Source organism: Pseudoalteromonas sp. SR45-1 (assembly GCF_014163655.1).
GTDB lineage: Bacteria > Pseudomonadota > Gammaproteobacteria > Enterobacterales > Alteromonadaceae > Pseudoalteromonas > Pseudoalteromonas distincta.
In genome coordinates this window covers 1-13,782 of the sequence record NZ_JACJDR010000025.1, presented here as the reverse complement: position 1 = coordinate 13,782, position 13,782 = coordinate 1, and the positions used below count along the sequence as shown (strand labels likewise).

Annotated in this window: 13 protein-coding genes and 1 pseudogene; 6 read left to right on the top strand and 8 right to left on the bottom strand. The window is 38.1% G+C overall.

The features are described 5' to 3' along the window. Window positions 1-15: 15 nt before the first annotated feature. Window positions 16-693: a ComF family protein gene (locus tag H5089_RS19040; protein WP_182712882.1), complete on the bottom strand. Its 678-nt coding sequence runs from the start codon at window positions 691-693 to the stop codon at window positions 16-18. 74 nt (window positions 694-767) lie between these two features. Between H5089_RS19040 and bioH the strand changes: the two genes are divergently transcribed. The 3 genes from bioH (at window position 768) to H5089_RS19025 (ending at window position 2,763) form a co-directional block, all read left to right on the top strand. Beyond that, the gene (gene bioH, locus H5089_RS19035) at window positions 768-1,505 is read left to right on the top strand and encodes a pimeloyl-ACP methyl ester esterase BioH (protein ID WP_182694084.1); all 738 of its coding nucleotides are present in this window, start codon (window positions 768-770) and stop codon (window positions 1,503-1,505) included. A 90-nt stretch (window positions 1,506-1,595) separates the two neighbouring features. Further along, complete coding sequence (locus tag H5089_RS19030; RefSeq protein WP_002959563.1) at window positions 1,596-1,904, top strand: hypothetical protein; 309 nt, start codon at window positions 1,596-1,598, stop codon at window positions 1,902-1,904. Between the two features lie 4 nt (window positions 1,905-1,908). Further along, window positions 1,909-2,763: a putative metalloprotease CJM1_0395 family protein gene (locus H5089_RS19025; RefSeq protein WP_138489779.1), complete on the top strand. Its 855-nt coding sequence runs from the start codon at window positions 1,909-1,911 to the stop codon at window positions 2,761-2,763. Between the two features lie 72 nt (window positions 2,764-2,835). Here H5089_RS19025 and H5089_RS19020 read toward each other — a convergent pair whose 3' ends face one another. The 7 genes and pseudogenes from H5089_RS19020 to H5089_RS18990 all read right to left on the bottom strand — a co-directional run bounded on the left by H5089_RS19020 (window position 2,836) and on the right by H5089_RS18990 (window position 10,866). Further along, entirely contained in the window at window positions 2,836-5,163 is a 2,328-nt protein-coding gene (locus H5089_RS19020; protein WP_154904138.1) for a Tex family protein, read from the bottom strand. A gap of 168 nt (window positions 5,164-5,331) precedes the next feature. Continuing rightward, window positions 5,332-5,913 carry a CBS domain-containing protein gene (locus tag H5089_RS19015; RefSeq protein ID WP_039489108.1) on the bottom strand — a complete coding sequence of 194 codons (582 nt, stop codon included), beginning with the start codon at window positions 5,911-5,913 and terminating at the stop codon, window positions 5,332-5,334. Between the two features lie 50 nt (window positions 5,914-5,963). Next, entirely contained in the window at window positions 5,964-6,275 is a 312-nt protein-coding gene (locus tag H5089_RS19010; protein WP_033020846.1) for a hypothetical protein, read from the bottom strand. Between the two features lie 116 nt (window positions 6,276-6,391). Then, window positions 6,392-6,727: pseudogene (locus tag H5089_RS19005) on the bottom strand (GreA/GreB family elongation factor); the annotation flags it as partial. Between the two features lie 173 nt (window positions 6,728-6,900). Beyond that, complete coding sequence (locus H5089_RS19000) at window positions 6,901-9,435, bottom strand: S8 family peptidase (RefSeq protein ID WP_182712881.1); 2,535 nt, start codon at window positions 9,433-9,435, stop codon at window positions 6,901-6,903. A 43-nt stretch (window positions 9,436-9,478) separates the two neighbouring features. After that, entirely contained in the window at window positions 9,479-10,459 is a 981-nt protein-coding gene (locus H5089_RS18995) for an AAA family ATPase (RefSeq protein ID WP_182712880.1), read from the bottom strand. Between the two features lie 170 nt (window positions 10,460-10,629). After that, window positions 10,630-10,866: a helix-turn-helix domain-containing protein gene (locus H5089_RS18990; protein WP_024591386.1), complete on the bottom strand. Its 237-nt coding sequence runs from the start codon at window positions 10,864-10,866 to the stop codon at window positions 10,630-10,632. Window positions 10,867-10,966: 100 nt separating this feature from the next. On the opposite strand from H5089_RS18990, the gene H5089_RS18985 reads away from it, so the two are divergent. The 3 genes from H5089_RS18985 (at window position 10,967) to H5089_RS18975 (ending at window position 13,459) form a co-directional block, all read left to right on the top strand. Next, complete coding sequence (locus tag H5089_RS18985) at window positions 10,967-11,491, top strand: hypothetical protein (RefSeq protein WP_182712879.1); 525 nt, start codon at window positions 10,967-10,969, stop codon at window positions 11,489-11,491. After that, window positions 11,488-12,921, top strand: coding sequence for a DEAD/DEAH box helicase (locus H5089_RS18980; protein ID WP_182712878.1), 1,434 nt, complete (start codon window positions 11,488-11,490; stop codon window positions 12,919-12,921). The genes H5089_RS18985 and H5089_RS18980 overlap by 4 nt, the downstream gene beginning before the upstream one ends. Window positions 12,922-13,009: 88 nt before the next feature. Next, entirely contained in the window at window positions 13,010-13,459 is a 450-nt protein-coding gene (locus tag H5089_RS18975; protein ID WP_182712877.1) for an antitoxin Xre/MbcA/ParS toxin-binding domain-containing protein, read from the top strand. Window positions 13,460-13,782 lie beyond the last annotated feature (323 nt).

Sequence of the window (13,782 nt, the reverse complement as noted above, 5' to 3'; positions counted from 1 at the left end):
AATACTTTTTAATAATTAAATAGGCGTTAAGCAAGTTGTAAAAGCCCACACTTGTTTAGCGCCTGCTTGTTTTAGTGCACTAGTAGCTGCGTTTAATGTTGCCCCTGTCGTCATCACATCATCAACAATAGCGACTGTTTTACCTGCCATGTCTTGTGTACAAATAAAGGCATTTTTTAAGTTTCTTATACGCTTTGCTTGGGATAGCTCCGACTGAGCTTGTGTTTTTTTATCGCGAATAAGAACATTACTTAGTGGGGCGTAATTAGCTAAACAGGGTTGCCAAACTTGGCTTACCTGATTAAATCCACGAGTAATAAAGCGGCTTTTATGAAGAGGTAAAATAATAAAGGTATCTGGCAAGTTAGGGCTTTGCTCAAAAAACTGCGTTAACTGTTTTTGTATAATTTGCTGCAATGCCTTTTTATAATGAATTTGATTATTAAATTTTAGCCTTTTAAGCCAATGCTCAAAGGGAGGCTGATAAAAAGCGCATGCAAATAATTTATCAAACTCGCAATTAGGAAACATCTCAATAATATCAGGTCGATGCAATAAACTCGTATGCTTACTAAAATCAAACAATGGTAAATCTTCAAGGCAATAATCACATAGCCCTAAAGAGGTCGCAATCGAGTTTTGACACTGCACGCAATAAGAGGGAAATAACCAATTTAAAACGGCTTGTTTCACAGACTCGCTCCTTGCATTGCAATCGCCTTTCTAAACGTTATGATGAGCCTAAGTTTGGTAAAGGTTAGGCAAATATGCAAAATGAGTTAGTGTTATTACATGGTTGGGGAATGAATCAGGGCGTATGGCAGTTAGTACAGCCAGAACTTGAGTTTTTATATTCAGGAAATGTACGTAGCCATGACCTACCTGGGTTTGGTAATAGCGATGTGTGCCCAAGCCCTTATACTTTGCATGATGCAGCAGAAATTTTGAGTAAGCAATTAAAGCCAAAGAGCATTTTAATGGGGTGGTCGTTAGGTGGATTATTTGCACTTTATATTGCTAAACATTGGCCTGAAAAGGTATCTAAAGTTATTTTAATAGCATCGACTCCTTTTTTTGCAGAGGCAGATAATTGGCCTGGAATAAAAGCGAATGTATTGGCGCAGTTTAAAGAGCAGTTAGTTAATCATCGAGAAAAAACAATAGAGCGCTTTTTAGCTATTCAAGCAATGGGTAGCGAGTCGGCGCGTGATGATATAAAGCAGCTTAAACAATTGCTAAATCAGTACAGCGCACCCCAAAGCGATGCCCTGAGTGCTGGTTTAGATATTTTACAAAACGACGATTTACGTGACTTATTTACTCATTGCCCAGTCCCTATTAGAGGAGTATTTGGCCGGCTTGATGCTTTAGTACCTTATAAAGCTATTAGCAAAATGTCAGCACTAAATACTGAGTTTGAATATGAAGTACTAGATAAAGCATCTCATGCACCATTTATTTCTCATAAAAGTGAGTTTTTATCTGTCGTTAAATCAATGCTTTAAAATAGAGCTAAGAATAGCGCTGTTTAAAGCTTTATTTTGAGCAGAACCTGAGCGATAATTAAACAATGTTTATTTGGTGGAGGTTTTAATATGCCAATCGGATCAGTATTTAATAGTGGTATAGAAGGGTTTAACCGAGCTAGCCAAGGTATTGAAAAAGCCAGTGCTGAGATTAACCGTGCCAGTATAGAACAACAAGATGACGCGCAATTAGCGCAGCAACGTCAGCTTACGGCAGCACGCCCTGAAGAGGCGATTACTGCACCAGTAGCACAACCAGCTCGTGTTGATGAAGCGCTTGTTAACTTAAAAGTTGAAGAATTTAATGCCAAGGCAAACACGCAATCAATTCAAACGGCCGATGATGTACTTGGCACGTTAATCGATATTAAAGTTTAGTATTATGAATATTGTCACGCCATTTCCGTCTATCAATATAAACACCGCAAATGTTTATACGGAAACCGCACGGCGTGACAACCAACTACGCGAAGTTATTCCGGCTCCCGCATCTAGTAGCGCAAGTAATACAGAAACCAAAGCGCAAAGTGATGCTGAAAAAGCAAAATTGCCAGGCAGTAGCGATGGTGCGACGTATAACGCAACGGGAAAAATAGCAGACGAAAAGTCAGTTCAGCAGCGCGATGGAAACTCAGAAAATCCTGAGGGCACTGAGCAAGAAAGTGAAGCAATCGAGAAAAAAGAATCTGAGCAAGAAGAGCTGCAATTAGAACAAGAACAACAACAAATTACAGAGCTAAAAGCACGGGATACTGAAGTACGAATACACGAACAAGCACACGCTTCTGTAGGCGGGCAATATGCTGGCTCGCCAAGCTATGAATACCAACGTGGCCCAGATGGTACTAACTACGCAGTTGGCGGAGAAGTACAAATAGATGTATCAGAAATTCCGGGTGACCCGCAAGCGACTATAGACAAAATGCAAACGGTACGCGCTGCCGCATTAGCGCCTGCAGAGCCTTCAGGAGCTGATCGCTCTATTGCTGCAGATGCTACGCAAAAGCTAGCAGCGGCTCAAGCTGAGCTTGCACAACCTGAAAAAGAAGACGACGAAGACGCAAAAAGTAAACTTGAAGCGTCATTCTCTAGCGATGAAAGCAGCGATACAAAAACAGCTAAAAGTGACGAGCAAACACGTGATGCCGATGTTGAAGCACGGGCGGGGCGTATTGCTAACTTTTATCAAATGGCTACATCGCCAGCGAGCCAAAGTAGTTTTTCAGCGTTAAGTTAATAATTTAGCAAAACATAACCACAAAAAAACCGCTTACGCGGTTTTTTTCGTTTTAGCTTAGTTGTACAAGTATTATTTTTTTACTTTAGCATTAGCGAACGCATCGGCAAATGCATTGCCCATTAACGCATTACCGTTGTCACGTTTAGGCTTTGCAGCGCGAGGTTGCGAATTATTAGCACGTGCTTGTGGCTTTTGCGTAGCTGGAGCTGCTGACTTATTACTTGTGTCAATATCGTCATCTAAGCGCATAGTAAAGCTTATGCGTTTACGTGCAGCGTCTACTTCAACAACTTTAACCTTTACAATATCACCAGCTTTAACAACTTCACGCGGATCTGATATAAATTTATTCGTGATTGCTGAAATATGCACTAAACCATCTTGGTGAACACCTACATCAACAAACGCACCAAAATTAGCAACGTTTGAAACCACGCCTTCTAAAATCATACCTGGTTTTAGGTCACTAATTTTTTCAACACCGGCTTTAAACTCAGCTGTTTTAAATTCAGGTCGAGGATCTCGACCTGGTTTATCAAGCTCAGTGATAATGTCGGTAACGGTTGGTAAGCCAAACTTTTCGTCAGTGTAATCGTTAGCAGCAAGTTTAGTTAAAAAGTCGCTGTTACCAATTAGGTTACTGACATCTACGCTATTGCGTTCACAAATGCGTTTAACAACAGGATAAGCTTCAGGGTGAACTGATGAGTTATCTAGTGGATCGCTACCATTGTTAATACGTAAAAAACCAGCCGCTTGTTCAAATGCTTTTGGCCCTAAACGCTCAACCTTTTTAAGCTCACTACGTTTAGTAAATGTGCCGTTAGCATCGCGATAATTAACGATATTTTGCGCTAATGTTTTGTTCAAACCAGATACACGTGTAAGTAGTGGTACCGAGGCCATATTTAAATCTACGCCTACTGAGTTTACACAGTCTTCAACTACTGAAATAAGGCTCTGGCCTAATTGGCTTTGCGATACATCATGTTGGTATTGGCCAACACCAATTGATTTTGGCTCAATTTTAACAAGTTCAGCAAGAGGATCTTGAAGGCGGCGTGCAATAGAGACAGCCCCTCGTATAGAAACATCTAAATCTGGAAATTCATTAGCTGCAAATTCAGAAGCTGAGTAAACCGATGCACCCGCTTCGCTAACCATAATTTTACTAAGCTTAAGTTCGCTGTTTGCTTTGATAAGCTCAGCAACCAACTTATCTGATTCGCGTGATGCAGTACCGTTACCAATCGCAATTAGCTCAACTTTATGCTGACGGCAAAGTTGCTCTAACGTACGCACTGATTTATCCCAATGATTTTGTGGTGCATGAGGGAAAATAGTTTGTGTAGCTAGTAATTTACCTGTGCTATCAACAACGGCAATCTTACAGCCAGTACGAAGGCCTGGATCAAGACCTAAAGTAGTACGAGGGCCTGCAGGTGCAGCCATTAATAAATCTTTTAAGTTTTTAGCAAATACATCTATTGCACCGGCTTCTGCTTTTTCGCGCATTGCTGCAAAAAACTCATTCTCTAGGTGTAACCCTAGCTTAACTTTCCACGCCCATTGAACAACGTTTAATAACCAAGGACTTGCCGCTTTATATTTAATATCTAAACGGTAATGCTCAGCAATCATGTTTGCACATAATTGTGCTGAATTTTCTGCACTAGGCTCTGGGTTTATATTTAACTGAAGTACACCTTCATTTCGAGCTCTAAGCATTGCAAGCGCACGGTGAGAAGGTACTTTTTTAAGAAGTTCTTGATGCTCAAAGTAATCACGGTATTTTGCACCGGCTTGCTCTTGGCCTTTAATCACAGTACTTTCAATTGCGCCATTTTGGCTAATGTGGCTTCTAAATTTAGCAAGTAATTTTGCGTCTTCAGCAAAGCGTTCCATTAAGATGAATTTAGCGCCTTCAAGTACCGCTTTTGTATCTGCAAAACCTTTTTCAGCACTTACAAACTGTTCCGCTTGTTGCTCTGGGTCAAGGTTAGCATCTTTAAATAGTGCATCTGCAAGAGGCTCTAAACCAGCTTCAATTGCTATTTGGCCTTTAGTGCGGCGCTTAGCTTTATATGGTAGGTATAAATCTTCAAGTTCTGTTTTACTTTGTGCATTGGTTATATCGGCACTTAGCTCTGGCGTTAATTTATTTTGCGATTCGATTGTCGATAAAATAAAACTACGGCGCTCTTCTAGTTCACGTAAATACGATAAACGCTGCTCTAAAAGGCGTAATTGGGTGTCGTCTAGGCCGCCTGTAACTTCTTTTCTGTAGCGGGCAATAAAAGGAACAGTTGCGCCTTCATCAAGTAACTTTGTTGCAGCAACAACCTGTTGCTGCTGTGCGTTTAACTCACCGGCTAAACGTGCAGAGATATCGCTCATGCAAAAACCTTTTTATACAATAAAATAAGACCAGAAGCGTGTTACTGGCGCTGTTAATTGCTTGAATAATATCACAGGAGGTAGTAATGAAAAGCTCTTAAAGCAAGCTATTTTACTTGCTTTAAGATGGTTGGGTCGGGAGCAAATCAATTCAACTAAAAGAGCGCCCTAGTGAGGGTGCTCAATGTTTTCTAATACCTCACTGAAAGAGTGAGCAATAGGTGAGATATGTACAGGAATATGTAATGTTTTAGCTATTTGGCGAGCTGAAATTAAACCACAAATTTCGTTACTCGCTGTTGTAACTAATAAAAACATTGTGCCCTGATGCTCCATCGTTTGCAGCGCATCACCAATGCATGCGTAGCTTAAGCTTTGCATACTTACACCTGTAAGGCGGTTAACTGGTGTCATGATGTCACGTAAGCTTACTTCGCTTCGTTGCATATTTAAGCGCTCTGCAATAATAGTAATTTTAGAGCTTTGTAAATCGGCGCTAGAAACTAGGCCAATTAATTTTTGGTGTTCGTCTGTTACTAAAACAAAGTCAGATTGTTGTGCACTTACTTGTTTAAGTGCATCTGTAATCGTTGTTCCATGCTCTGCACGAATAGGTGTTTTTTGAGTAAAGTTATTCACCATTTTTAGCGCTGGAGAAGATAAATCGATTAATGGTTGATCATCTGCAAATGTGCTAGCAATAACGCCATGAGAAATATTTTGGGTACGTAATTCTTTAAAGTTAGACATAGTAGTCACCTTAGTAGTTATAAAATTTAATTAAGTTGTAAAATAATGAATTAAATTAAATAGCTAGGTGGTCCGCGTTGGTATGCAGTGCTAAAAGGTCTGTTTAGATTAGTGCTCTTATAAAAAGAATCTACGACATTAGGAAGTGGTTGAGGCGACCTAAAGGTAATAGTGTTAACGTGAGAGTCCACGTCAAAATCGAGGTTTGCTTGGTCAGGAATATCACAAGTAATAAAGTGATTAGATAGTTTAGCGTTATCAAGGTTTACGTCAGTGTTGCTGGCATGCAGCGTCAAACTTACACTCATTAAAAGTGCAAACAATACGGCATTACTAAATATGCGCTGTACTATGTTTGACATAATCACGACCTTAATTAACTGCTTTCAAATTAAACAAATCAACTTGAATAATTCAGTTATAGCTTATTGCTTTAATTTACACAATCAAAAGTTAACATGATCTGAATCAAAACTTTTTATTTCTTTTTTTGGTAATCGATACTGTTTACATACCACTGCTTTTTTCCCTGAGGAGTGGTCACTTCAAATTCGTCGTCCACTTGTTTTTTAATCAACGCACGCGCCATAGGTGAGTCTATTGATATGTAATCTTTACGGTCGTAAATTTCATCAGGACCTACAATTCTGAACTTTTTAACTTCACCTTCTTCGTTTTCAATTTCAACCCATGCACCAAAAAATACTTTTCCATCTTGCACCGGAGAGTAGTCAATAATTTTTAAATCTGGTATGCGTTTGCGTAAGTAGCGTACTCGGCGGTCAATTTGGCGCAGCAATCGCTTGTTATATTGCGGTTAGTACCTCTAAAAACATACTATGAAATAGAATTGCATTGATAAACAAATAAATTTTAATAGTACACATACTAATTAAGCATACTATTTAGTGAAAGGTTCAAAAAGTTTAACTAAGTTTTTCTTGGGTTATGTCAATTAAGCCATGTAAACTTAGTTGATAGGCACTGTTAAACCTGAACGTCAACCGCGGAACTTGCTAGAAGAGTAGCTTCTACTTTAGTTTCTACTTCAGAATAAATATCTATATCTATTTCAGGCACTGAAAGAGTAACAATTAAAGAGTATCTTGCTTTTGAATCCCAACGCTCATGTGAAGTACGAGTTTTCCACCAACCACTGGCAGGATAAATAGCAATTTGTCCTCGCTCTGCAAGCTCTGCTGCACTGCCTTTCCAAATGTCTTTATGAATAGAGCCTCTATGTCGGTTATCAGCCCCTAAAGTCCAATTAGAGTCACTCGGAGAGTCATCTGGTTTGCCCCCCTCCGCAGCCGCATTAATACGACTTTGAAATGCAGCAGAAGATTCTTCATGCCGTTTTACATCAAAGCGCAATTGATGACTGGCGTAGCTATATTTATTTAAAGTGTTACGGCTTGATGGATTTGGTTCAACAAAGTAAGAAAGCGTTACAGTTAGTTCAACATCTGCCTCACCTATTGTTTGTAACGTATCTTTCGGCCATGGTAAATCATGTAAATGCATATCCTTTGTTTTAACGTTACCATCCTTATAAAACGGTTGTAATTCATCTTGTATAACTAACGAAAGAGAATTGCTGGCACTTTTAACCGCCCTTTCTAAATTGGGCACACCAAAGCCAACCATGCGAGTTAAGTTACTCATATCACTTTTTCTAATTGCTTTATTGGAGCGCCCTGTATTTATTAATTGATACATTTCATCTGTCCAATCCGCGGAGTGGATAGTTAAAGCCCGAATAGTCTCAGGCCACAAGTCAGGGTGTTCGGCTTTTACTTGCGCAGTAAAGCGGGCGGCAAGCGCTGTAGCTGCACTTGTAGCATTACTGGTTTGGAAGTTCCGTTGAGAGAAATCATGGAAAGTAGTAAGTAAGTGTAAGTCTTGCATTCCTGCACACCCATATTGATCTTTACCAATATTCCCCCCTTCAAAAACAATCTCGGGTTTTATAGGGGCGTTTTTTCTATCCCATACAAGAGAAGTCGTACTATAAGGTGATAATCCCCCCACTTTTGCTAATGGTTGATAATCACAGGACTCTGTAATGGTCACTTTATTGGTATAAGCACCAACTGTAATAGAATTCCAAGATTGAGCAGGGTCATGAATATCTTGTAGTTGATTAGTATCGGGGTATTCCATATCAGAATCAAACGGAACATTACCTGCGCATATAGTAAATAAACGAGGGTTTTTTCCTTCCCCTAAATAATCTACAGCTAATGAATCTAGCGTACTTGACCAAGATGAAGGCCTGCCTCCGTCTGTCCCAGTATTAGCTGAAAGTGACATTGAAAATATACGACTTCGTTCAATATTTGCAAATTCTGCTGTTGCAATCGCATTAGCAGTTATTAAACCTAGAGACTTGTCTTCATTATCACCACTACGATCTAAAACTTTAATTGATTCAAATTTATGATTAATAGTTGCTACATCATTAGAACCAAGTATATCGGTTAAATCCCCCCACATAGCAAGCCCAGCCATTTCTGTGCCATGACCATTAATATCCGTAGCGTCTCCGTTATCAGTAACCGTTAATTGATCATTGAGACCTGCAAAAGGAGACAACAAAGGATGCTCTACATTTACGCCTGTATCTAACACGCAAATGTAAGGCTCAGTACCACTGTTGTTCACGCTTAGACGTCGCAATAAATCTTCTGTCCATTGCTCTTGTTCTTCATGGGGGGCAGAGTCAAAAAAATCAGCTGTGGTTTTTGGTGCGCGAATTTCAGCAACTCGACTTAGCAATAATGTGTTATTAGTTAATTGATTTTGAGTAGCCTTAACTTGAATAATAGTATGCTCTGGGAATCGCAACTTATGTTCAGAAACCTCAATTTCAAACTCGTTAGCTATCAACGTAAAATCGGAAATAATTTCTGCATAATGATTTGTTGTGCTTCTACTTCTCTTTGGAGTAGACAGCCATACTTCCCACCAAACGAAATCATTTTTATCATCGGGTAATAAAGTATTATCATCAGACCATATAGCAGAAAAAGCAGCGGTGCGAATAGATGATATGGTATCTATTAATTTTTGATTATCTCTAACAATTCCATTTATAATCCTATCTTGATTAACATACTCAATAATTTTACTTTCAAAAGTATGAAGCTTTCCTTCAGGAATAAAAACAGTAGCAATAGTTCTTGTTTGATTGTTTTCTGTAATCTTTTTTACATTATGAAGTTCTATTTTATGCGTCGCATTAGCTAATTTCTCTACTGCCATATCAATATCAGGAAAACTTTCAAATTCGACCTGTATACCTATCCCCATTTGCAATGTTAAACCTGAAGCGTGTTGTTTCAATGTATTTAATTGAGTTGAAACTGTGGCAAGATCACCTCGTAGATTTCTACTATGACTTTGTCGATCTCGCTGAGGGATAAGTATTGGAGGAATGCGTCGATTAGGAGTAGTAAATAGTTGAGGTCTTGCCGTTGAATTTAGGATGAAGTGCGGTTTGTTAAAAAAGTGGTTAGTCACTGCTTGTTCCTTCAAAATTGTTATTCTTCATTAAGCTTCCATATTAAATCGCAAAATGTTGACTAATGCTTTTTCTATCTTCTATTGCTTCTTGAATCATAGTGATAGTGATCGACGGATAATCATGAATCAACATCTCCTTGATTGCGTCATTAGCAGCTAGGGTAACTTCTGCATTACTGAGACCATCTGACTTCAATGCTAATTTTTTCCATGAGAAATTCTTAGCAACATAAGAATGAAGTCTAGACTTAAAAAGTGCAATTATTTCATTCTCTGACGGCAATTCGTAGCGAATGACATCATCAAAACGTCTAAAGAGTGCATGGTCAAGGGCTTCAATATGATTAGTAGCACAAACAATGACACTACTAGAATCATCTTGTTCAATCATCTGTAAGAAGCTATTTAGGATTCTTCGTGCTTCACCTACGTCATTATTTGATCCTCGGTGAGAGCCTAATGCGTCAAATTCATCAAAGAAATATACGCCTCTTACATCTCTAATAGCATCAAATATTTGACGTAATTTAGCTGAAGATTCACCTAAATATTTAGTAATCACCGCATCAAGGCGGACTTCAAATAAAGGGAAATTTAATTCTCCTGCAAGTACAGATGCCGTATAAGTTTTACCTGTACCTGGTTTTCCTGCTAATAGTAATTTTCTTCTTGGTGATAAACCATGATTTTTTAGTGTTGATAAATGTTTTTGCTCTTTGACTAAGCGATTTAACCGGCCTTTAACACTTTCAGAAACTATAAGATCATTAAAACGTAGCTTAGGATAGCTTGTTGTCAGCAGTCCCGTAGAATCTTTGACACCACTTGCAATTGAAACAGGTAGATTATTAAGGCTCTTTTTTTTTGCCTTATCAATAAGCTGTTTTAATTCCTGTGCTAGTTTGCCATGACCACTTCTTGCTTCATGCGCAGCAACTTGAAGCGCAATAGATAAAAATCTATCGTCATCTTTATCGATATGCGATTGCATAAGTGCTTTTATTTGCGTTGAACTAGCCATGAAAAATGCTCGAATTAAATAATATATTGACCAATATTATTATACATGAAAGGTGACTTTTCTTCTATTGTTCGATAATAATATGCATGCATATTGTACAAAAAATCCGGGATTAATTTTGATACGTGCTTTTAATTAATAAAAACTCGTAGAATTTGAATGTATTTTAATTAATCTAAATTGAGTTTATACATCAACCTTGGTGGCATTATGTCTTCAAATTCACAATTTAACGCATTAGCTAGCTTGTATAATGTCTCTAACTTAATATTCACATTACCTCTTTCCATTTTTCCATAATTACCGCGCTCTATACCTACATAGGCCGCAAAACCTTCTTGCGAATAACCTGCTTCTTTGCGTTTTTCTCGTAGCTTTTCACCAAAATGTTTAACTAAATCACTCACCTGATTTCCCTCAAGGCAAAATGATTAGATTTTCATGTTGAGCGCTTAACTACCACGCCCTATAATACCCATTATTATAAGAAGTTTATTAGGATTTACTTTGAAATTTGATCCTCTCGTAGCTCAAATTATTGTTGCACCAAATTTTGATAACTTTACAACAAGTGATGTACGCTCGGCGTACTTAGCACTAAAAAATGACTCTTCTTTAGTACCTACAGCAGTTAGGCGAAGTATATATGCTGAATTGCTCAAGCTTGTTAAAAAAGGCTGGCTGAAAAAAGTGGTATCAAATAAAAAAGGATTTACGCGATTCAATAAAACAGAGAGTTTTAACGTTGAGATAATTACTCATTTAGCTAGCTCAGTACCCATTAAAGCCATAGAAAAGGCAGGTGATAAACACTCGCTGTTACTTAGTAAGTTAAATCATTACAAAGCCGATCTATTATTGAATATGGGGGAATCTGAGGCATATAAAGAGCTTTATTTGGAGTCGCCCGAACTGGTAGATGAACTACAGCCACAGTACAACAAAGCGAGAGACAACAATACAAGAATACTTGGCAAGATTAGAGCGATTGAAGGCTTACTGAAGCAGAGCGAAGCATTAGAGAAAATATGAAACTAAGACTATGGCAAGCCGAGTGTATTAATTTAGCGCTTACACAATATCAGAACGGCAATAGCCACTTTTTAGCCTTGGCAACTCCTGGGGCGGGTAAGACCTTGATGGCCTCGGAATTAGCCGATCAATTATTAAAAAATAATATGGTCGATGTGATTATTTGTTTTTCACCGTCTTCAATTGTATCTCAAGACTTTAAGGAAAGCTTGCAACTAAAAACGAATGAACGATTTGATGGGCTTATTGGCGCTAAAGGTAGAACTTTAACATATCAAAGCTTACAGTATTTAGATGTGCACTTTTGGCAGCTATTTGAACGATATCGTGTTTTTGTAATATTTGATGAAATTCATCATTGTGCTGGCTCTAATATTGACAATGCTAATGCATGGGGTGAGCAGATAATTCTTAACATTCATAATAAAGCACAATGCACATTAGCCTTAACAGGCACACCTTGGCGCTCTGATGCTGCTCCTATTGTTCTTTCATCTTATCAGCAGCCTAACAACAAAATAGCGTGTGACTACGTTTACGGGCTTTCAGAGGCTATTGTAGATAATGTGTGTCGGGTTCCAAAAATAGTAGCTGTTGATAATAACCACATTACAGTTGTAGATGACGTTGAAACCAAAACATTTAACTGCTTTAAAGCGTTATTAAACGACTCTGGCGTTTCTTATCAAGAAATTATTGAAAATGAAGCGGTAGTAAAATACATAATTTCTTCCGCTCAAAAAAAGCTTATCTCAATTAGATTGAAAAACCCCGATGCAGCGGGGTTAATTGTTGCATCGTCTGTTGAGCATGCCCATCAAATCTCTAAGTTAATGCGAACTTACTTTGACGAGGATAGCATTGTTGTAACCTACCGAGAAAATGAACCTACAAGTATTATTCAGCAGTTTAGGTATGCACAAACTAAGTGGATTATTTCTGTTGGTATGATTAGCGAAGGTACAAACATCCCTCGTTTACAGGTTTGCTGCCACCTTACAAACATAAAAACAGAAATGCATTTTAGGCAAATATTGGGCCGCATACTGAGGGTAACAAACTCTAAGAACCAAGAAGCTATTATGTACATGCCCGCCGAACCTAAGCTTTTAGAATACGCGTATAGAGTTAATCAAGATGTTCCATTGGAAGCTGATGTAGTTAAGTTTGAAAAAATTGAAACTCCTGCTGGAAAAAACACCGCAGATACAGACTCAAGCAATATTACTTTTAATAAACAAAGTAAAAAACCTTCCAAAGCTCAGGTTGATTTTGATAACTTTGCTGACTTTTTTGATCAGCCAGTTATGAACAATAGGCCTGAAGCGACAGAGGAGCATTTTTTAACCGGTGCCTATGAGCGAATAATTAATATATCAGGCCGCTTTCAGCAAGAGGCTATTGCTTTGGGGTTAAGTGAATTGCGGTAAATACGCTAGAATTTATCTCAAATAGACCTCTACAGGTAACATCGATTTCAGTTACACGAGGAAACATAATTTAATTTAAGGTGTTGCTATGTATAGCTTCTCTGAAATTCATAAACAAATAGACCTTATAGAGATTTTAAGCAATAGAAATATCAGTGAAAAATCTAGTCATCTAAAACAAATTAACTTTATACATCAAGGTGTAGATATCAAAAATGCTGAGCGTTTAAGGATAGAGCTAGGCTGGGATATACGAGCATTTTCTTCAGCTATTAGAACTAGCAAGAGCTCATATGTACGCTATAAAAAAGAATTAAAGCCTTTAAATACCACTTTAAGTGAAAATGCATTTGAAATTGCAAAAGTCTGCTCTTTTTGTCTTGATTACTTTGAAAATATAGAACGTTTTAATATTTGGTTAAATACCCCTTCACTCCTATTCGACTCTAAAAAACCTTTAACATTTATAGATACTATAGCTGGCCGTGAGTTAATTAAAAATACCGTAAATGGGCTCAAGTATGGCTATAACTCCTAAAAGTAAAGTTAGGGTTTGATTATAGCCAACCGCAGTGTGTAGGCCGGATAATCGGAGCGCCATCAGACACAGTAATATTTGCCAACTATTATCAATATTCTATATTATCGGATGGCTGGAAAGTGCCAATAGCGGTCATTCACGCGTAACTCGTTTCTGCCCCAAAACGTGTTTAGGCGAATGCCTCAAAAGAGCGATTACCGGCCATTGAGGTTGGTTAAATACAATGGAAAACTGTGATAGTAATATCTAAAGTTATTTGTTAAAACTATATAGATTATAAAGGCGAGCTTTACATCCGCTCAGATGTGCCCTTCGAACAC